At 73.6% G+C, this 19,169-nt stretch carries 18 protein-coding genes; 9 read left to right on the forward strand and 9 right to left on the reverse strand.

All coding sequences use genetic code 11. The features are described 5' to 3' along the window. From RM540_RS12170 to RM540_RS12185, 4 genes are all read right to left on the reverse strand, one after another. Complete coding sequence (locus RM540_RS12170; protein ID WP_311664450.1) at positions 1-2,613, reverse strand: FtsK/SpoIIIE family DNA translocase; 2,613 nt, start codon at positions 2,611-2,613, stop codon at positions 1-3. Between the two features lie 303 nt (positions 2,614-2,916). Continuing rightward, entirely contained in the window at positions 2,917-3,660 is a 744-nt protein-coding gene (locus tag RM540_RS12175; RefSeq protein WP_311664452.1) for a 2-phosphosulfolactate phosphatase, read from the reverse strand. Continuing rightward, the gene (gene gcvT, locus RM540_RS12180) at positions 3,657-4,784 is read right to left on the reverse strand and encodes a glycine cleavage system aminomethyltransferase GcvT (protein WP_311664454.1); all 1,128 of its coding nucleotides are present in this window, start codon (positions 4,782-4,784) and stop codon (positions 3,657-3,659) included. The genes RM540_RS12175 and gcvT overlap by 4 nt, the downstream gene beginning before the upstream one ends. 86 nt (positions 4,785-4,870) lie before the next feature. Continuing rightward, positions 4,871-5,422, reverse strand: a complete 552-nt coding sequence (locus RM540_RS12185; RefSeq protein ID WP_311664456.1) for an inorganic diphosphatase — start codon at positions 5,420-5,422, stop codon at positions 4,871-4,873. Positions 5,423-5,495: 73 nt separating this feature from the next. Between RM540_RS12185 and RM540_RS12190 the strand changes: the two genes are divergently transcribed. From RM540_RS12190 to RM540_RS12210, 6 genes are all read left to right on the forward strand, one after another. Next, a complete protein-coding gene (locus RM540_RS12190; protein WP_311664458.1) occupies positions 5,496-5,987 on the forward strand; it encodes a hypothetical protein in 492 nt (163 codons plus the stop codon). Positions 5,988-6,112: 125 nt separating this feature from the next. Then, complete coding sequence (locus RM540_RS12195; RefSeq protein WP_311664460.1) at positions 6,113-6,259, forward strand: DUF1328 domain-containing protein; 147 nt, start codon at positions 6,113-6,115, stop codon at positions 6,257-6,259. 73 nt (positions 6,260-6,332) lie between these two features. Continuing rightward, positions 6,333-7,322 (forward strand): MDR family oxidoreductase, encoded by a 990-nt coding sequence (locus RM540_RS12200; RefSeq protein WP_311664462.1) that lies wholly within the window; start codon positions 6,333-6,335, stop codon positions 7,320-7,322. A gap of 106 nt (positions 7,323-7,428) precedes the next feature. Beyond that, entirely contained in the window at positions 7,429-8,298 is an 870-nt protein-coding gene (locus tag RM540_RS12205; protein WP_311664464.1) for a DUF6236 family protein, read from the forward strand. Positions 8,299-8,494: 196 nt separating this feature from the next. Next, positions 8,495-8,722 carry a DUF433 domain-containing protein gene (locus RM540_RS16420; protein WP_349256326.1) on the forward strand — a complete coding sequence of 76 codons (228 nt, stop codon included), beginning with the start codon at positions 8,495-8,497 and terminating at the stop codon, positions 8,720-8,722. Beyond that, positions 8,719-9,072: a DUF5615 family PIN-like protein gene (locus RM540_RS12210; protein ID WP_311664466.1), complete on the forward strand. Its 354-nt coding sequence runs from the start codon at positions 8,719-8,721 to the stop codon at positions 9,070-9,072. Before RM540_RS16420 ends, RM540_RS12210 begins: the two co-directional genes overlap by 4 nt. A 106-nt stretch (positions 9,073-9,178) precedes the next feature. Here RM540_RS12210 and RM540_RS12215 read toward each other — a convergent pair whose 3' ends face one another. The 4 genes from RM540_RS12215 to folD form a co-directional block, all read right to left on the reverse strand. Continuing rightward, the gene (locus RM540_RS12215) at positions 9,179-10,732 is read right to left on the reverse strand and encodes a GMC oxidoreductase (RefSeq protein WP_311664521.1); all 1,554 of its coding nucleotides are present in this window, start codon (positions 10,730-10,732) and stop codon (positions 9,179-9,181) included. Between the two features lie 77 nt (positions 10,733-10,809). After that, positions 10,810-11,685, reverse strand: a complete 876-nt coding sequence (locus tag RM540_RS12220; RefSeq protein WP_311664468.1) for an SDR family oxidoreductase — start codon at positions 11,683-11,685, stop codon at positions 10,810-10,812. A gap of 78 nt (positions 11,686-11,763) precedes the next feature. Beyond that, positions 11,764-12,918: a mechanosensitive ion channel family protein gene (locus tag RM540_RS12225; protein ID WP_311664470.1), complete on the reverse strand. Its 1,155-nt coding sequence runs from the start codon at positions 12,916-12,918 to the stop codon at positions 11,764-11,766. A 4-nt stretch (positions 12,919-12,922) separates the two neighbouring features. Beyond that, positions 12,923-13,801, reverse strand: coding sequence for a bifunctional methylenetetrahydrofolate dehydrogenase/methenyltetrahydrofolate cyclohydrolase FolD (gene folD / locus RM540_RS12230; protein WP_311664472.1), 879 nt, complete (start codon positions 13,799-13,801; stop codon positions 12,923-12,925). 529 nt (positions 13,802-14,330) lie between these two features. Between folD and asd the strand changes: the two genes are divergently transcribed. Continuing rightward, a complete protein-coding gene (asd, locus tag RM540_RS12235) occupies positions 14,331-15,407 on the forward strand; it encodes an aspartate-semialdehyde dehydrogenase (protein ID WP_311664474.1) in 1,077 nt (358 codons plus the stop codon). Further along, positions 15,404-15,871, forward strand: coding sequence for a GNAT family N-acetyltransferase (locus tag RM540_RS12240; protein ID WP_311664476.1), 468 nt, complete (start codon positions 15,404-15,406; stop codon positions 15,869-15,871). Before asd ends, RM540_RS12240 begins: the two co-directional genes overlap by 4 nt. A gap of 101 nt (positions 15,872-15,972) precedes the next feature. Here the strand turns inward: RM540_RS12240 and RM540_RS12245 are convergent, their stop codons facing one another. Then, positions 15,973-17,571, reverse strand: coding sequence for an apolipoprotein N-acyltransferase (locus tag RM540_RS12245; RefSeq protein WP_311664478.1), 1,599 nt, complete (start codon positions 17,569-17,571; stop codon positions 15,973-15,975). 441 nt (positions 17,572-18,012) lie between these two features. Here RM540_RS12245 and RM540_RS12250 point away from each other — a divergent pair, with 441 nt between their 5' ends. Next, positions 18,013-19,056 carry a ParA family protein gene (locus RM540_RS12250; RefSeq protein ID WP_311664480.1) on the forward strand — a complete coding sequence of 348 codons (1,044 nt, stop codon included), beginning with the start codon at positions 18,013-18,015 and terminating at the stop codon, positions 19,054-19,056. Positions 19,057-19,169: the final 113 nt, after the last annotated feature.

The following is a 19,169-nucleotide window of genomic DNA, read 5'->3' on the forward strand; positions in this document are numbered from 1 at the left end:
CTACTCCGCTACCTCGCCCTCGGCGGCCACCTCGGCGGGCTCGCCGCTGAGGAGCGCGTCGAGGTGGAACTCGTCGGGGACGAGCACTTCGCGGGCCTTCGAGCCCTCGAACGGGCCGACGATGCCGGCGTCTTCGAGCTGGTCCACGAGCCGCGCCGCGCGCGTGTAGCCGACCGACAGCTTCCGCTGCAAGAGCGACACCGAACCCTGCTGGCTGCGCACGATGACCTTGGCGGCGTCCTCGAACAGGTCATCCACGTCGTCGGAGATGTTGCCGGCCGCGCCGTCGGGGGCGTCGCCGGCCGGGTCCATCGGCGGGAGGAGGTAGGGGCCGGCGCCCTCCTGGCCCGAGATGAACCCGGACACGGCCTCGACCTCGTCGACCGATACGAACGGCCCCTGGAGGCGCGTCAGGCGCGACCCGTTCATGTACAGCAGGTCGCCGTTGCCGACCAGCTGCTGCGCCCCGCCCCCGTCGATGATCGTCCGGCTGTCGATCTTCGACGACGTCTGGTAGGCCATCCGCGACGGGAAGTTGGCCTTGATCAGTCCGGTGATGACGTCGACCGACGGGCGCTGCGTGGCGAGGACGAGGTGGATGCCGACGGCCCGGGCCATCTGCGCGAGCCGTGCAATCGGCGCCTCGACTTCCTTGGCGCTCGTCATCATGAGGTCGGCCAGCTCGTCGACGACCACGACGACGTAGGGGAGCCGCTTGTGCTTCGGGCCGAGGTCGGCCAGCTTGCCGGCCGCGTGCTTCTTGTTGTACTCCTCGATCCCGCGCACGCCGGCCTCGGCGAGCAGGTCGTAGCGGATCTCCATCTCGCGCTCGCACGACCGGAGCGCGGCGGCGGCTTGCGCGAAGTCGGTGATGATCGGGTCCTCGGCGTCCTCGGGCATGGCCGAAAAGTGCCGGAGGAGCTCGGCGTACCCGTTGAGCTCGATCTTCTTGGGGTCGACCATCACGAACTTGAGGTCGGCCGGGCGCTTGGCGTAGAGGAGCCCCACGATGAGCGCGTTGACGCCGACCGACTTGCCCGAGCCCGTGGCCCCGGCGACGAGCAGGTGCGGCATCTTGGCGAGGTCCTCGACGAACACCTTGCCCTCGATCGTCTTCCCGATGGGGACCGGGAGCGCCATCTTGCCGCCGCGCGCGGCGTCGACGAACTCCTTCCGCGTGAGGAGCTGCCGGAGGCGGACCATCTCGCGCGTCCGGTTCGGGATCTCGACGCCGATCGACGACTTGCCCGGGATGGGCGCGATGATGCGGATGCCGGGCGCGGCGAGCGCCATCGCGAGGTCGTCTTCGAGCGCCGTGATGCGGCTGATCTTGACGCCGGCCGCCGGCGTCAGCTCGTAGCGCGTGACGGTGGGGCCGACGACGGCCTCGATGGCGTCGATCTGGATGTTGTACGTCTCGAGCTTGTCGAGGAGCAGCTGCTTGTTCTCCTCGATCTCGTCGAGGTCCACCTCGGGGTCGCCCTCGGACTGCTCCAGGAGCTCGACCGACGGCATCTGGTACGGGAGGTCGGCCTCGTCGGGCACCGGCGCGCGCACGGCGTCGAGGTCGACGGCGGCCTCCTCGACCGGCGCGGTCACGTGGAAGGCCGGCGCCGCGCGCTCGGCGGCCACGATCTCGTCGAGCACCGGGTCGTCCGGGAGCCCGTCGCCCACGGCGGGCGGGGCGGCCGGGAGCGGCTCGGACGGCTCGGGGCGGGGCGGCTCCGGGCGGGGCGGGGCGGCCTCGACGGGCGGCGGGCTCGCGGGGAGCGGGGCGGGGGCCTCGTCCGGCGCCTTCTGGGGCGCCGCCTTTTTCGCGGGCGGGGCGGACGCCTTCTCGGTCTGCTTCGCCGCCTTCTGCTTCTCCTTCTCCGCGCGCCGCGCGTCGCGCTCGGCGGTTGCCTCGTTGCGCGCCTTCTCGCGGAGCACCTTCCGCTCGGTCGCCCCGGTCCGGTACGTCGCCCAGCGCTCGGTCACCGCCCCGCCCAGCGACGTCACAGCGCCCTCGGCCCGGTCCAGCGACGTCTGGATGTCGCGGTCCCACACCAGCAGGACCGTGACGACGACGGCGACGGCCAGCACGATGCCGGCGCCCACGACGCCGCCCAGGCTCACGAGCCACCCCGCCACGCCCAGCCCGAGCGCCCCGCTCCAGCGCGCGAGGTCGGCGTCGATGAGGCCGTCGAGCCAGCCGAAAAAGCAGGCCAGGAACAAGGCGCCCGCGAACGCGAGCCCGGTCAGGAGCGGGAGGAAGACGGGCGTCTTCTGGCGCAGCAGGAGCCAGCCCCACGCGAACAGGCAGGCCACGACGAGGAGCGTCGGGAAGCCGAGGAACTCGGCCACGAGCGCCTTGGCGATCAGCGCGCCGACCGGCCCGAGCAGGTTGTCGACCCGGTTGTCGCCGGGGTCGAAGAGCGCGTCGCGCTCGGCGCCGGCCAGGAGCACGTCGTCGGCCGGCGCGTGCGTCACGACGGCGAGCCCGACGAGCACGGCGAGCGCCATCAGGATGATGCCGAGCACCTCCTGCTTGCGCTGGCGCGAAAAGCCGCCGGCGGATGTCTTCTTTTTGGAGCGGCCCTTTTTGGACCGCGCCGAGCTGCGTGTGCTGCTCACCGGGGTGGGGGGACGGACGGTGGCGTGGGGTGAAGGTACACCGAAGCCGGTGGACCCGTGGGTCGGTGCCGGATCCGTAGGCCCGTGGGTCGGGCCGCCCCGCCCGTGCCGTGCGGGGGCGGGGCGACCCACGGGCGGGGCGGTCCGTTTTGTGGACGAGGCGCGGGCGCGGTGGGCTCGGCGTAGCGGCGTTGCATGCAACGCCGCTACAGGACGGCGCTGCGGTCGGGGCGGGGTGGAAGACCGGCGGGTGACGTGCCACCCCGCCCGGTTGCGCCGCACGGGCGGGGTGGGCGCCCCCGCCTACCGCTTGTCCAGGACGAAGCGGCTGTCGCGGAACACCGGCAGCCCGTCGCTCGCGTCGATCCGGGCCGCGAACGCGACGTCGTCGGCGTGGCCGAGCTCGATGAGCCGCTGCGTGTGGCGGGCGCCGAAGATCGTCCGGGCGAGTCGACTCTCGCTCCCCCGGTACAGGGCGGACGCGATCTGGACGCTGTCCGAGAGCCCGGCCGCCGCCTCGGCGCCCACGACGCGCGTGACCAGGAGCCCGGCGCAGAGCGTGTCTTCGAGCGAGACGCGGCCCTCGGACCCCGCGCACAGGACGGCGGCGGGGCGGCCGGCGTCGAGGGCTCGGCGGAGAAAGGCGGCCGCGGCGTCGGCGTTCGTGAACGCGCCGACGGCGAGGTCCGCCGCCGACCGCGCCCGCGCCATGGCCGCCGTCCCGTTCGTCGTCGTGAGCACGACGGTCCGCCCGGCGACGGCCTCGGGCGTGTACTCGAGCGGCGAGTTGCCAGCCTGGTAGCCCGGGATCCGCTCGCCGCCCCGCTCGCCGCCCAGGAGCGACACGTCGGCGTCGAGCGAGGCCGCGAGGCGTCCGGCCTCGCCCTTGTCGGCGACCGGGATGACGGCGCGCGCGCCGTTCTCGAGCGCCGTCACGATCGTCGTCGACGCCCGGAGCACGTCGACCACGACGACGGCCCGGCCGTAGAGCGCGTCTTCGTCCAGGACGGCCGGCGTGAGGAAGACGTCGAGGGCGGGCGCGCTCACGAGGCGCGGTGGAACGGCGGCTTGGTGACGGTCGCCGGGAGCACGCGGCCCCGCACCGAGACCCCGAGCCGCGTCCCGGGCGCCGTGTACGCCGGCTCGTTGGGGACGAACCCGAGCGCGACGCCGGCCCCCAGCGCCGGCGACTGGCTCCCGCTCGTGACCACGCCGACTTCGGCCCCGCCCTCGTCCACGATCGGGTAGCCCTCGCGCGGCAGGCCGCGGCCCTCGACGACCAGCCCGACGATCCGGCGCGGCACGCCGTCCGCCTTTTGCTGGACGAGCGCGTCGCGGCCCACGAAGTCGCCGGCGTCCGGCTTGACGACCCAGCCCAGGTTCGCCTCGTAGGGCGTCGTGTCGTCGGTGAGCTCGTGGCCGTAGAGGCTGAACCCGGCCTCCAGGCGGAGCGTGTCGCGGGCGCCGAGCCCAGCCGGGACGAGCCCGCGCTCGGCGCCGGCCTCCAGGAGCGCGTCCCACGCCCGCCCCGCCGCCTCGTTCTCGAGGTAGATCTCAAGCCCGGCCTCGCCCGTGTATCCGGTCGTCGAGACGACTGCGCGCTGGGCGCCGAACACGTCGCCGGGGGCGGGGCGGACAAAGCGGTACGAGCCGATGTCCGACACGTCGAGCCCGGTCGCGGCCTCGAAGATCTCGAACGCGCGCGGCCCCTGGAGCGCGAGCAGCGCCGTGTCGGCCGACTCGTCCGTCAGCTCGACGTCCAGCCCGGCCCGCTCGGCGACCGCCGTGACGTGCGCCCAGTCCTTCTCGATGTTCGACGCGTTGACGACGAGCATCACGTCGTCGTGGGCGAGCCGGTACACGAGGAGGTCGTCGACCGCCCCGCCCGCGTCGTGGCAGAGGACGGCGTAGAGGGCCTTCCCGTCGTCGAGCCGCGAGACGTCGTTGGTGACGAGCCGCTGGGCGAGCGCGAGCGCGTCCGGCCCCGTCAGCCTGAACTCGCCCATGTGGCTCACGTCGAACAGCCCGGCCGCCTCGCGGACCGCCCGGTGCTCGTCGAGGATGCCGGAGTACTGGATCGGCATCTCGAAGCCGGCGAACGGGGCCATCTTCGCGCCCGCGGCGAGGTGCCGGTCGTGGAGCGGGGTGGTGCGGAGGTCGGTCTCGGACACGGGGTGGGGCCGGGGTGGAGGAGGGGCCGGAAAGTAGCGCCGCCCCGCCCGCCGAATCCGCCCCGCCCGCTGGCGGCCGCCCCGCCCTAGCCGGCCTCGACCGCGGTCTCTTCGGTGGCGTACGTCTCGGCGTAGCGCTTGACGGCGTCGCGGATCACCTCGACGGCCCGCTCGCGGCCCTGGTAGCCCTGGACCTCGACCGTCTTGTTCTCGAGCATCTTGTAGTCGAGGAAGAACCGCTCGGTCTGGCGGAGCGTGTGCGGGCGGAGGTGGTCGAGGTCGTTGATCGTCGCCACGTCGGGGTCGTCGCAGCAGACGGCGATGATCTTCTCGTCGCCCCGGCCCTCGTCGCGCATCGGGAGCATGCCGATGGCGCGAGCGCGGACGATCGACAGCGGCTGCACGGCCTCGTTCATCAGCACGAGCACGTCGAGCGGGTCGCCGTCGTCGCCGAGCGTCTGGGGCAGGAACCCGTAGTTGGCCGGGTACAGCACGGCGCTGTAGAGGACACGGTCGAGGCGGAGCAGCCCGCTGTCCTTGTCGAGCTCGTACTTGAGCGTGCCCCCCTTGGGGACCTCAATGATGGTCTGGAAGCACCCAGCGGGGTCGCCGGTGGGGAGGTCGTGCCAGGGGTGCATGGATTCGCGGGGGGCGGGGCGGGGGGACACTCGGGTGGGGGGTAGGTTGGCGGGCTCCCAACCCGCCAAGCCCGTGCCTAAGATCCCGCCCGCTGCCGTCGCCGTTGCCCTCGCCGTCGGTTTTCTCGGAGGCTGCGCGGCCACGTCGTCCGATCTCCCCACGCTTGCCGCCGCCCCCACGCCCGCCGTGGCCGGCCCGGCGGCCCCCACCGGCGACGCCGCGCTGGACGCGTTCCTCGCCGACCTCGCCGCCGCCATCGGCCTCCACGACTGGGCGGCCGTGGCCGCCGCGCTGGACCCCGCCGCCACCGCCGAGCTCGGGGCGACGGGCCGCCCCGCCCCGCCCGACGAGGCCGCGCGCGCGCTCGTCGCCGAGGCGCTGGGCCTGAGCGTCCCGCTCGACGCCGTCCGCGTCGTCACGCTCCGCGCCGCCGAGCGCGGGCCGGGCGGGGCGGTGGCCGTCACCGGCGACGTCCGCCGCGACGACGGCGAGCACCGGCCGATCGCGTTCTCGGTGCGCCGCGGCGCGGGCGGGGCGTACTACGTCGAGGTGCCGGGCCGGTAGGGCAACCCCCAGGAGGAGCCAGGGCACCCCGCACCGATTCAGAGCGCGCTGCAGGGCGGGGCGGTGCAACCTTTCAGGACTCTCCCGAGTGGAACGCCCTCCCCTTCACCTGATCCCCCTCCTCCATGTTCGAGATCTTTATCGTGCTCGCGGTCGTCGCGCTCATCGCGGCGCTCCTCGGGTTCCGCGGCGTCGCCGGGCTCTCTGCGGACCTGGCCAAGTGGGCGCTGATCGCCGCCGTCGTGTTGGCCGTCATCGCGTTCCTGGTTTAGCGCTACGCTTCGGGTCTCCGCGGCGCCCGGGCTCGGCTCGGGCGCCGTCTTTCGTTGTCCCCACCCCGCCCCCATGCGCGCGCTCCGCCTCCACAAGACCGACGACGGCATCGACCCCCGCCTCGAAGACGTCCCCGAGGGCGATCTCCCCGACGGCGACGTCCTCCTCGACGTCACGCACTCGAGCCTGAACTACAAGGACGGGCTGGCCGTGAGCGGGCGGGGCAAGATCGTCCGCGGCGCGTTCCCGTTCGTCCCGGGCATCGACCTCGCCGGCACCGTCGTGGACGGCGGCGGGAGCGACTGGGCGCCCGGCGACCGCGTCATCCTTACAGGCTGGGGCACGGGCGAGAACCGCTGGGGCGGCTACGCCGAGCGCGCCCGCGCCGACGCCGACCACCTCGTCCGCCTGCCGGACGGGCTCTCGGCCGAGGACGCCATGTGGATCGGGACGGCCGGGCTCACGGCCATGCTCTCGGTGCTGGCGCTGGAGGACCACAGCGTCGACGCCGGCGACGGGCCGGTGGCCGTCACGGGCGCCTCGGGCGGCGTCGGCTCGACGGCCACGGCGCTCCTGGCCGACGCTGGCTACGCAGTCCACGCCGTGACGGGGACGGCGAGCGCGCACGGCTACCTCCGCGCGCTGGGCGCCGCCGAGGTCGTCGGCCGCGAGGCGCTCGCCACCCCGCCCGAGGCGCCGATGGGGCGGGGCACGTGGGCCGGCGCCGTCGACTCGGTCGGCGGCACGACGCTGGCCTCGCTGCTCGCCACGACGAAGCGCCACGGGTGCGTCGCCGCGTGCGGCCTCGCGGGCGGGGCGGCTCTTGAGACGACGGTCTTCCCGTTCATCCTGCGCGGCGTGACGCTGGCCGGGATCGACTCGAACACCGCCCCGCCCTCGCTCCGCGATGAAGCCTGGGCGCGGCTGGCCGACGCCGTCGGGCGGGGCGCGCTGGGCGCGGTCGAGCGGACGGTGATCTCGCTCGGCGACGTGCCGCCGTGGGCGGGGCGGATCGTCGACGGCGACACGGTCGGGCGCGTGGTCGTGGACGTGCGCGCGTGAGCGGGGCGGTGCTCCCTCGGCGGGCGGCGACGGGTATAATGGCGGGGTGGCCGCTCGTGGGCGGGGCGGCTGAAGCTCTGGTTATGCGCCTCTGCAAGATCTAGCCATGCCTACTAGAGGAATAGTAATCTGTCCTCCCTTCAAGTTTGACAAGGGGTCCGACGGCGGCGGAAGCTTTGCTTTCCAGCAGACAGATCCAGTTGACCTCCGTGAGTATGCCCTTTACTGGGACGTTATTGACCTCCCCAACCAGAATCTGGTGGGCATCACTCCGTCTCCAGAGGATGACTTTGCGCTACTCGAGCAGGAGGGAGTGTTCATCCGAAGCCACGTGGAACTCGGCGGCTTCAGCGGGAGCATTGCGTTAATGGGCGTGTCGTTCATTGTTGCTCAGACGATTGCTGCGGAGCGCCATAACGCTGAGGGAGGCGCTTGGGCCATCGGGCAGAACTCGGCTAACCTTGTGCTCCCCGCCGCGGTCTCACACGAGGCTCGTGTTGCGGAGGTGTCTCTCTACAAATCTGTTCCGGTACCATTGGCAGAGGTGCCAATAGAGCAGGTTCTTGAGTTTAAATCAAGGCGCCGTGACGAGCTGGATCAGTATAGGTTTGTGCTTGATTCTCTGTACCAAGACATAGCGTCATCGGGTGATGTGACGAGAGCTAAGTCCTACGCAGTAGATAAGATCCAGAACAGTATACTCGACCTGAATCGCGTAATGGGCGAGTCGGCGTTGAAGAGGAGACTCAGAAGCGTGAGGGTCGAGCTGAACCTGTCTGATCTTATCAAGGACGCAATTATAGGTGGGGCTGCATCCTTCGCCTTCGGTATTCCACCCGCGGTGGGCACGGGGGTCGCGCTCGCAGCGTCCGCTATTAATATCGGCGTTGGTGTGGCACCCAAGTTGAATTCGGTGCCGGATCATTTGAGGGACTATGCTTATGTCTTCGCAGCGCAAGAGGAGTTCGGCGCATAACCCGCCGCTGTTATTAAGTGAAAGTCAAGGGGTCGGCGTCGATTCCGGTCGGTGAGGGCGGGGTGGGCGTGAGGAGAGAGGCGGGGTGGTCGGCCGCGCTCCACGGGGCCGCCCCGTACGTCCACCCCGCCCGCTCGCCTCTGATCTCGTCCGCCACACGCTCGGAACAACCGGCTCCCCGTGGCTTCTCAAGCCCATGAACTGGCGCGAGCACATCACGGTCGATCCACAGGTTTGTCACGGAAAAGCGTGTGTCCGAGGCACCCGCGTTCCCGTTGCCGTCGTCCTCGATAATCTCGCCGCCGGGCTCTCTTCCGACGAGATTACCCGGAGCTACCCCGCTGTCTCGGCGGAGGCCATCCGGGCTGCACTCGCGTACGCAGCCGATCTCGCAGGAGAGCGCGTGGTTGCCGTCCCAGAGTGAGGTTCAAGCTCGACGAGAACCTCCCGGCCGAGGCGGCTGACGTCTTCCGTAGAGCGGAGCACGATGCGGCAACGGTACTGGAGCAGGAGATGGGCGGGGCGCCTGACCCGAACGTGGCGGCCGTGTGCCAGCGGGAGAGCCGAGCACTCGTCACGCTCGACACAGACTTTGCCGATATCCGCTCGTATCCGCCCAGCGACTACCCGGGCCTCGTTGTCCTCCGGCTCCGGCAGCAGGACAAGCCGCACGTGCTCGGCGTGCTGGAACGGATGCTCCCACTCTTGAACGTCGAGCCGCTGGACCGGCGGCTCTGGATCGTAGGCGAGGAGCGGGTCCGAGTCCGCAGCTAGCAGCCCGGTGTTGGCCGCCCCGTCCTCCGGTCCACTCAGCCACCCCGCTCCCGAGTAGCGGCGAGGGCGGGGTGATCGGCCGTGCCCTGCGAAGCCGCCCCGCCCGCTAGAGCCGGCCCGTGACTTCGTCCGCCACGCGGTAGGCGTTGGCCGCGATCGTCAGCGTCGGGTTCGAGGCGCCCGACGCCGGGAAGACGCTGGCATCGGCCAGGTACAGGTTCTCGACCTCGTGCGCCCGCCCCGCCCGGTCGACCACGCTCGCGGCCGGGTCGTCGCCCATGCGGCACGTCCCGCACTGGTGGTTCACGACCGAGAGCGGCATGGGCACGCGCAGAAAGCGGTCGAACCCGATGGCCTCCAGCTTCTCCTGGAGCACGTCCATCAGCTTGTCCTGGGCGGGGCGGTTCGTCGGCGTGTAGTGGACGCGGATGCCGCCGTCGGTGCCCAGCGTGACGCGGTTGTCCGGCAGCGGGAGGTCCTCGGTCTGGATCCACCAGTCGACCGAGTGGGCCGTAAAGGCCTCGGCCTCCTCGTGCGACAGGGCGCCCGGGGCGAGGTCGTCCAGGAGCTGCCGCGCCAGGTGCTTGCCCATGAGGTGCGCGTGCCCGAGCGGCGTGTGCTCCCACTCCGGGTCGCCCGCGACGCCGAAGTAGAAGTCGTTGATGGCCAGCGTCTTCTGGAACTTCGAGGGGTTGGGCACCGCGCTCGCCGAGGCGTAAAACTTGGACGTCGTGTGGCGCATAAAGTGGCGGCCGACGGCGCCCGACCCGTTCGCCAGCCCGTCCGGGTGCGCGTCCGACGCCGAGCGGAGCAGGAGCGCCGCCGACTGCACGGCCCCAGCGCACAGCACGAAGGTGCCGGCGCGGAACGTCGTCGCCACCCCGCCCACGGTCGCCTCGACGTGCGTCGCGCGGCGGCCGTCGCCGTCGGTCCCGATGCGCGTCACGGTCGCGTCCGTCACCAGGTCCACGTTCTCGTACTGCGTGGCCGGGAGGACCGACGCCGTCTCGGCGTCGCACTTGAGGTGGAGGAGGTCGGGGTAGCCGTCGAACGCCGGCCACCCCAGGAGGTCGAACGCCTCGCGGAGCACGAACGCCCCCGCCCCCGGGTCCTCGTGGCTGTACTTGACGCCCATCGGCAACTCGAACGCCTGGACGCCCTGCGCCCGCAGGCCTTCGGCCACCTCCTGCACGCGCGCCGAGTGAGCGAGGGCGGGGTGGGGGAACGGGCCGCTCGCCGGCGGCTCCGTCGGGTCCGCCCCGCGCCGGCCGTGGACGTGGTAGGCGCGCTCGGCGCGGTCGTAGTACGGGGCGAGGTCGTCGTACGCGATCGGCCACGCCGGCGAGAGGCCGTCGTAGGTGTCGAGCGGCCCAAAGTCGCGGGGGTGCAGGCGCAGCAGGGCCGACCCGTAGACCTTCGTGTTGCCGCCGAGCCAGTAGTACATGCCCGGGCGGAAGGGCTCGCCCGTGTCGCCGTCGGTCCACGTCTCGGGCGACTTGTACCGCTGCTCCGAGAACATGACCTCGGGGTCCCAGTTGCCGGCCTCGCGCGGCAGCGAGCCCTGGCGGTTTAGGAGGAGGATACGAGCGCCGGTCGGGGCGAGGGCGTGGGCCACCGCCCCGCCCCCGACGCCGGCGCCGATAATGCAGATGTCGTACACGAGCAAAGGGTGATGAGTAAAGGGTGACGGGCGGGGCGGAGGGCTCGTCACCCGTCACCCCTCGCTCGTCACCCGCGTTACCCGCTCCACGGCTCCTGGAAGTCGGCGTAGAGGGTGAGGCCGCCGTCGGCGAACAGGGTCTGGCCGGTAACGTAGGCGGCGTCGTCGGAGACCAGGAAGGCGGCGATCCGGGCCATCTCCTCGGGCTCCCCGATCCGCCGCATGGGGATGTGGCTGCGCACGACGTCCGTGGCCGCCTCGTCGTCCAGCCAGCTCTGGATGGGCGTGAGCGTCGCGCCCGGCGCGATGGCGTTTACGCGGACGCCGCGGTCGGCGTACTCCAGCGCCAGCGTCTGCGTCATCCCGTGCAGGCCGTACTTCGAGACCGCGTACGAGAGGTAGTGCGGGCGGGGGATCTTCTGGTGCACGCTCGACACGTTCACGATCACGCCGCGTGCCCCGCCCTCGCGCGGCTCGATGCCGAGGAAGCCGCGGATGGCCTCGCGCGAGCACAGGAACGCCCCGCGGAGGTTGACCGCGAGGACCTGGTCGAAGTGGGCCGCCGTCGTCTCGTGCGAGGCCGGCTCCTCGATCTGGATGCCCGCGTTGTTGACCAGCACGTCGACCGGCCCGCACGCCTCGGCGATCACCTCGAACATGGCCTCGACCTCGACCTCGCGCGACACGTCGGCGCGGACGAGCGTGCACACGGCGCCGTCGTCGGTCGCCACCCCACCCGCCCGGCTGTCGGGCGGGGCGGGGCGGTCGGCGAGCGCGTCCGCGCGGGCGGCCTCGGCGAGGCGGGCCGTCTCCTCGGCGTTGGCGCGCTCGCGCTCGTACGGGTAGTTGACGGCCACGCGCGCGCCGCGCCGGGCGAGCTCGACGGCGACCGCGCGGCCGATCCCGGTGGAGGCGCCGGTGACGAGGGCCGTGCGGCCGGAGAGGTCAGACATAGGGGAGCAGCGTAGGGGAGTCCACCAAACCGCCCTCATTTTCAGTCGTTCCTGAAAACCAGCGTGAAGCGTCCACGCTCAGGACGCTCCTGAGCCGCCCCGCCCGCTCGGCTCGTCGTCCGCCCCGCCCGGCGGCTCCACCGGCGGCGGCTCCCTGGGCGGCTCGTTCTGGGCGCCCCGGACGGCCGCCCCGTCCGGCCCCAGGAGCGGCGTGCCCTCGAACGCCTTCGCCTCGTCGATAAAGAGCTGGAGGTGCGGGAACGGGATCTCGATGTCGGCCGCGCGCAGCGCCTGGAACACGCGCTCGGTGTACTCGAAGCGGACGGGGATCTCGAGCTGCGGGTCGCGGAGGTAGAGCCGGAGCGCCATGTCGACCGACGACGCGCCGAGCCCGGTCACGGCCACGCTCGGGTCGTAGTCCGGGTGGAGCCGGCCGTCGCCGGCCGTCGTCGCGAGCGCCACGCGGCGGGCCTCCTCCGGGTCCTCCTTGTACGCGATCCCGAAGGCGACGACGACGCGGAGCGCCCGGAGCATCGAGTGGTTGATGACCTTGGCCGAGATGACGGTCGCGTTGGGGAGGATGGCCATCTCGTTGTTCAGCGTCCGCACGCGCGTCGTCCGCAGCGTGATCTCCTCGACGGTCCCGAAGGTGTCCTGGAGCTCGATGTTGTCGCCGACGGCGAACGGGCGGTCGAGGAGGATCGTGACGCCGGCGATCAGGTTCTGGACCGTGTCCTGGGCCGCGAACCCGAGCGCGATCCCCGCGATGCCGAGCCCGGCGATAAACGGGGCGATGGCGATGCCGAGCTCGTCGAGGACCGCGATCGTCGCGATGGCCAGGACCGTGAACCGCGTAAAACGGAGGATGAGCTGCTGGACCCCGGCGTCGACCCGGCGCGCGCGCTGGAGCGCCCGGCGGAGCAGCCCCTGCACCACGCGGTACACGACCCAGAACGCGAGCCCGACGAGAACGGCCGGGAGCAGGTTCTCGATGGCGAACCGGAGGACGGCCTGGAGCAGGATGTCCAGCGCCACGCCCACGTCGCCTTCGGCGAGCGCCTCGGTCGCCTGGCCCACGTTGCGGCCGAGCGCGCCGACGCCCTCGCTCGGGTCCACGAGGACCGAGTCGAGGGGCGTTACGGCCGAGTCGACGGCCACGGAGTCGACGGCGGCCGAGTCGGCCGCGACCGAGTCGGCGGGCGCGGCGCCGGCGGGGGGCGGGGCGGCCTGCACGCGGCTAGACCGCCGCGCGGCGCCGCGCGGCCTCGACCGTGTTGGCGAGGAGCATGGCGATCGTCATCGGCCCGACGCCGCCGGGGACGGGCGTGATGGCGCCGGCCACGTCGGCGACCGCGTCGAAGTCGACGTCGCCGACCAGCCGGTAGCCCCGCTCGCGCGAGGCGTCGTCGACCCGGTTGATGCCGACGTCGACGACGGCCGCGCCGGGCTTCACCATGTCGGCCGTCACGAACCCCGCGCGGCCGATCGCGGCGACGAGCACGTCGGCCTGGCGCGCGAGGGCGGGGAGGTCGCGGGTCCGGCTGTGGCAGACGGTGACCGTCGCGTCGAGGCCGCGCCGCAGCAGGAGGCTCGCGAGCGGCTTCCCGACGATGTTGCTCCGCCCGAGCACGACGGCGTGGGCGCCGGACGTCTCGACGCCCGTCCGCCGCAGGAGCTCGACGATGCCGGCCGGCGTGCACGGCTCGAGCGTGGGCTCGCCGAGCACGAGCCGGCCCACGTTCTCGGGGTGGAACCCGTCGACGTCTTTGGCCGGGTCGACGGCCCGGATCACGGCGCCTTCGTCGACGTGGTCCGGCAGCGGGAGCTGGACGAGGATGCCGTCGACGCCGTCGTCGGCGTTGAGGCGGGCGATGAGGGCGAGCAGGTCGCGCTCGCTCAGGTCGGCCGGGCGCGCGAGCGTCTCGGCGTCGATCCCGGCCTCGCCGGCCGCCCGCGCCTTGGCGCGGACGTACGACTGGCTCGCCGCGTGCTCGCCGACGAGCACCACGCGGAGGGCGGGGCGGCGGCCGTGCTCGCGCTGGAACGCGGCGGCGTCCTGGGCCACCTCGGCGCGCACGGCGGCGGCGACTGCGGTTCCGTCGATGATCTCGGCCATGCGGGGCGGGGTGGGGGCCGGCGGCCCGGTGGGCGGGGCGGCCAAGCTACCGAGCCGGGACGGGAGCGGAGGGGGGAGAAGAGGAGGGGAGGAGAAGAGGCGGCAGGCCACCCCGCCCAGGCGCCGCCGGCACCGCGGGCCGGGGGCGGGGCGGTCTTGGCAGGCGCCGCCCCGCCCTTGGCCCGTGCGATGGCCGCCCCGCTCGGCGCGGGCGGGGCGGTGGACCGCGGCCCCGTGCGGGCACCACGCGCGGTGTCCCTGCGGATCGGGGCCGGCGCGTTCCTGCGGGCGGGGCGGCCACGGGCGCCGCCACCCCGCCTGGGCGCCGCGGCTCGACGGCGTTGCATGCAACGCCGCTACGACGGCCGCCCCGCCCTCGCGTTCTGCGGGCGGGGTGGCGCATCTTCTGCCCGCTGCCCGCTGCCCGCTGCCCGCTGCCCGCTGCCCGCTGCCCGCTGCCCGCTGCCCGCTGCCCGCCCGGGTGCGAACTTGGCCGGCCCGCTCCGCCCGCTCCAGGACCGCCCCGCCCATGCCCACCCCGCCCGCCCCCACGCTCCGCGCCGCGATCCTCGGCGCCACCGGCGCCGTGGGGCAGACGTTCGTCCGGCTCCTCGCCGGCCACCCCCAGTTCGAGGTCGTCTCGCTCGTCGCCAGCGAGCGGTCGGCGGGGAAGCCGTACCGCGAGGCGGCCCGGTGGCTCCAGGCCGAGCCGCTCGACGAGCGCATCGGCGGGCTCGTGGTCGAGGGCGTCGACGCGGCGCCCGACGCCGACGTGGTGTTCTCGGGCCTCGACGCGAGCGTGGCCGGCGACGTCGAGGCCGACTGGGCGCGGCGCGGCTACGCCGTCGTCTCGAACGCGCGCAACTGGCGGCTCGACCCGGCGGTCCCGCTCCTCATCCCCGAGGTCAACCCGGACCACCTCGCGCTCGTCGACCGCCAGGACTGGGGCGGGGCGGCCGGTGGGTTCGTCGTCACCAACCCGAACTGCTCGACGGTCGGGCTGGCGCTCGCGCTCAAGCCGCTCCACGACGCGTTCGGCGTCGACGCCGTCCACGTCGTGACGATGCAGGCGCTGAGCGGGGCGGGGTACCCGGGCGTGCCGGCGCTCGACGCGCTGGGCAACGTGGTCCCGTTTATCGCGGGCGAGGAGGAGAAACTGGCCGTCGAGACGCGCAAGATCCTGGGCACGCTGGGCGCGGCGGGCGTGGCCGACGCCGAGATCACGGTCTCGGCCCAGTGCCACCGCGTGCCGGTCGTCGACGGCCACCTCGAAGCGGTCTCGGTCCGCCTGCGCGAGCCCGCGGGCGCGGCCGACGTGGCCGAGGCGCTGCGGTCGTGGCGCGGCCCGCTCGCCGGGCTCGGGCTGCCGACCGCCCCGCCCCGCCCGCTCGCCGTGTTCGACGACGACGCCTCGCCGCAGCCGCGGACGCACGTGAACCTGGGCGGCGGCATGACGGTGTCGGTCGGGCGCGTCCAGGACTGCCCGGTGCTCGGGGTCAAGTTCGTGGTCCTCAGCCACAACACGGTCCGCGGCGCCGCGGGCGGGGCGGTCCTCAACGCCGAGCTCCTCGCGCACGAGGGCCGCCTGGCCGGGGCGGTCGCGTGACGGTCCGCCCCGCCCGCCCGGCCGAGCGCGACGTGGCGGTCGCGCTGTGGACGGCTCTCCACCGCGAGCACGAGGCGCAGGACGCCCGCTACCGCCTCGCCGACGACGCCGTCCAGCGGTGGACGACCGACGTCCGCGACTGGCTGCGGAGCCCGCGCGACGCCGTCTGGCTGGGACTCGACGGCGGCACGCCGGTCGGCCTCCTCACGGCCCACCTCTACGAGACGACGCCGATGTACGCGCCGGTCTCGCTCGTCTACGTCGACGACCTCTACGTCCGCCCGGCGTCGCGGGGCCGGGGCCTCGCCTCGGCGCTCCTCGGCGCCGCCCGCGCCTGGGGCACGGAGCGCAGGGCGACGGAGCTCCGGGCGGGCGTGCTCGCCGCGAACGGGGCGGGGCGGGCGTTCTGGGCGCGCCAGGGCGCCGAGGACTTTTCCGTCACGGTGACGCTGCCGCTCAAGTAAAGGAAGAGAGGAGGTAAGGGCGGGGTGGAAGAGATCCTGTCAACCCGTTGTCGCCCAGCGATATGCGGGCGGGGTGGGCATCTTTCAGTCTCCAGTCCCCTCTACGCCGGCGCCAGCTTCCGGCGCTTCGGGGCGGGGCGGGGGGCGTACCGGCCGACGGCCACGGCGGCGACCGAGAGCGCGAGCGCCAGCCCGAGCGCCCAGCGCCCGAGCCAGTCCCCGTGGCGGACGTAGAACGTCTGGCCCCGGAACAGCGGCACGTCGACCGAGGCCACGTCGGGCTCCATCCACCCCGCCACCTCGGTCACCGCCCCGCCCGGCTGGATCACCGCCGAGCCCCCGCTGACCGTCGAGAGCACGACCGACCGCCGCGACTCGACGGCCCGGAGCCGCGTGAACAGGAGGTGCTGGTCGAGCCCGGCCGAGCGGCCCCAGAGGTCGTGGCGCGCGAGGACCACGACGAGGTCGGCGCCGTCGCGCGTAAACCGGCGGACGTGGTCGCCGAACACGGACTCGAACCCGACCGCCGCCGCGACGCGGGCGCCGCCGGTGTCGAGGAGCGCGCGGCGGTCGCCGGTCACGCCGGCCGCGTCGGCGAACGAGACCCGCCGCATCTGGAGGTACGTGGCCGCCGGGGCGCCGGGGCGGACGAGGACGGCTGCGCTCGCCGCCTCGCCGTCGTCGCCGGCCGGGAGCCGCGCGCCGGCCAGGAGCGACAGGTCCCGCCGCCCCGCCCACCGGTCGAGCGTCTCGAAGAGGGCCGCCGCCTCGGCCGCCGAGCCTGGGCGCGGGAGCGACGCCCGCGGCCACACGAGCAGGCCGTACCCGCTGGCGCGCAGCCCGTCGGGACGCACCGCGTCGGGGTCGGGCGGGGCGGGATCGGGCGGGGCGGCGCTGTCCGGGGCCGCGGCGTCGGCCCGCCACCGGGCGAGAAAGGCGTCGGAGGCGCGGGCCAGGAGCTCGACGCGGTCCTCGGCCGGCGCCTCCGCCCACGCCCGCGGCGACAGCCCGGGCTGCACGACGCCGACGCGCGTGTACCCCGTGGGCACGTCCGACTGCGCCGTCCGCACGGCGCCGTAGACCACGGGCACGGCGACGAGCGTGGCGAAGGCGGCGACCGCGACGCCACGCTCGCCGGCCCGCCCCGCCCGGGGGAGCGCGAGGAACGCGGCCCCGTTGAGGGCGAGCACCCACAGGCTGAGCAGCGAGACGCCGCCCAGGTCCGCGATCTGGATAAACTCGAGGCCCGCGACCTGCGTGTGACCGAGGAGCAGCCACGGGAGCGTGACCGACGTCTGGAGCAGGAGGAACTCGGCCGCGATCACGTACAGCGCGAGCGCCACGAGCCCGGCCCCGAGCCCGTGCCGGTGGCGGACGGCCCCCGACAGCACGAACGCCGCCGTGAGCGGGACGGGCACCAGGAACAGCGTCGCCCCGCCCAGGGCGGCCGTGCCCGGGTCGGGGTTGAACAGGACCCAGAACCCGACGCAGCAGCTCGCGGCCAGGAGCACGGCGTAGAGCTCGCGGGCGTAGGCCCACGACGGCCGCCGCGCGCTCCACCGGACGAGGAGCGGGACGAGGCCGACCCACGCGAGCGGATAGACCCCGAGCGGGGGCAGGCTGAGCGCGAGGGCGAGGGCGCCCGCGAGCGACCACCCGAGCGAGTTCAGCGGCAGGGCGGACGGACGGCGACGTCCCATGGGCAGCGGGGGCAAGGCCTGCGGCGTATCGGCGCGTGCGCGCCGCGGCTTAATACGGGGGCGGAGACTTCGCCCGCCTCGCCCTCGGCGCCCACCCCAACGCCCATCCCCCACCCCGCCCTTTGGGTCCGGCCCGCCCCCGGTGGGGGAGGGAGAACTCCAACCAAACGGTTTCTGAGTCTTGCTACTTGTGTAGCCGCCATAGGACTCGCCAGCCTTACCGTTCACCGAGAGCTGGGGAAGGCGAGGACGCCGGAGCAGCGGTCGAGGGCGGGGCGGCCGAGCCAACACCTCCACCCCGCCCTCCGGGTCTGCTCTGCGAGGACGACGAAGTAGGCAGCGCCGCCGCTAGAGGCGGGCGGGGCGGTGCCGCTCTGCCCTACGCCGCCCCGCCCGGCCCCGACCGTATGTTCGGGGCCTCACTGGCCCCCGGCTCACCCCGTGCCTGTCCTCACCGTCTGCAACCACAAGGGAGGGACTGGAAAGACGACCTCGTCGATCCACCTCGCCGCCGCGTTCGGCCACGCGGGCGGCCGCGTCCTGGTCATCGACTTCGACCCCCAGGGGTTCCTCACGCGCATGCTCGGGGCCAGCGAGCCGCCGCCGGAGCACTCGGCGCTCGGGCTCCTCGACGCCTCGGCCGACCTCGCCTCGTTCCCGGTCCAGACCGTGAGCGGGTTCGACCTGATCGGCTCGTCGATGGCGCTCACGAAGGCGCTCCGCAGGATGACCCGGCCGACCGACGTCCTGTGGCTGCGCGAGACGCTCCAGACGGCCCACGACTACGACATCGTCCTGATCGACACGGCCGCGGCGCTCTCGCCGTTCACCATGAACGCGCTCGTGGCGTCCGACCTCGTCGTGATCCCGGTGACGCCCGAGTACCAGCCGGTCGTGGGTGCCGAGCAGACGTGGCAGACGTGCGGGCTCGTCCAGGACAAGCTGAACCCGCGCCTCTCGGTCCCCCGGTTCCTGCTCACCCAGGTCGACGGCCGCCTCAACCGGCACGCGAAGTACGCTGAGTACCTCCGGGGCAAGTACGGCGAGGCCGTGCTCGAGACGCCGATCCGCACCAGCTCGTCGCTGGCCGCGGCCAGCCGCGACGGGCGGACCGTCTTCGACGCCGGCGTCACGACGCGCGGGGCCGTCGACTACCGGAACGCGGCCAAGGAGATCGCCCGGCACCTCTACGCCGCCGCCACCGCCCCGCCCGCGGACAGCGCGGCGGAGAGCGCCCCGGCCGCCCCGCCAGAGGCTCAGGACGTGCCCGCCCCGCCCCCGCCAACGGCGCAGGCGGCGCCGACCGCGCCGGCGTCCGGCTCGCCCGCCCCGCCCGCGGAGCGGGGGGGCGACGGCGCCCTGAACGGCCACCGAGTGTCCGGCGGCCTGCCCGCCGCGCCCGCCGCGCCCGACGGCGGCGAGGCGCCCCGGGGCGGGGCGGAGCGCCCGGGCGGGGTGGCGTCGGGCTCGGACGCGACGCCGTAAGAGCACCCTTCAGGTTGGTACGGGGTACCGGGTACGAGGTACGGCCCGATCTGGCCTCGGCGCGCGCGTACCTCGTACCGAGTACCCTGTACCCACCTGCACCTTCGTTCTAG

This window comes from Rubrivirga litoralis (genome assembly GCF_031846415.1).
In the GTDB taxonomy this organism is placed as follows: domain Bacteria; phylum Bacteroidota; class Rhodothermia; order Rhodothermales; family Rubricoccaceae; genus Rubrivirga; species Rubrivirga litoralis.

Excerpts from the sequence above, each read along its gene's own strand:
- RM540_RS12200 (WP_311664462.1), top strand. The coding sequence starts at position 6,333 with ATGCGCGCGCTCCGCCTCCACAAGACCGACGACGGCATCGACCCCCGC.
- RM540_RS12245 (WP_311664478.1), bottom strand. The coding sequence starts at position 17,571 with ATGGGACGTCGCCGTCCGTCCGCCCTGCCGCTGAACTCGCTCGGGTGG.
- RM540_RS12185 (WP_311664456.1), bottom strand. The coding sequence starts at position 5,422 with ATGCACCCCTGGCACGACCTCCCCACCGGCGACCCCGCTGGGTGCTTC.
- folD (WP_311664472.1), bottom strand. The coding sequence starts at position 13,801 with ATGGCCGAGATCATCGACGGAACCGCAGTCGCCGCCGCCGTGCGCGCC.
- RM540_RS16420 (WP_349256326.1), top strand. The coding sequence starts at position 8,495 with ATGAACTGGCGCGAGCACATCACGGTCGATCCACAGGTTTGTCACGGA.
- RM540_RS12195 (WP_311664460.1), top strand. The coding sequence starts at position 6,113 with ATGTTCGAGATCTTTATCGTGCTCGCGGTCGTCGCGCTCATCGCGGCG.
- RM540_RS12205 (WP_311664464.1), top strand. The coding sequence starts at position 7,429 with ATGCCTACTAGAGGAATAGTAATCTGTCCTCCCTTCAAGTTTGACAAG.
- asd (WP_311664474.1), top strand. The coding sequence starts at position 14,331 with ATGCCCACCCCGCCCGCCCCCACGCTCCGCGCCGCGATCCTCGGCGCC.
- RM540_RS12220 (WP_311664468.1), bottom strand. The coding sequence starts at position 11,685 with ATGTCTGACCTCTCCGGCCGCACGGCCCTCGTCACCGGCGCCTCCACC.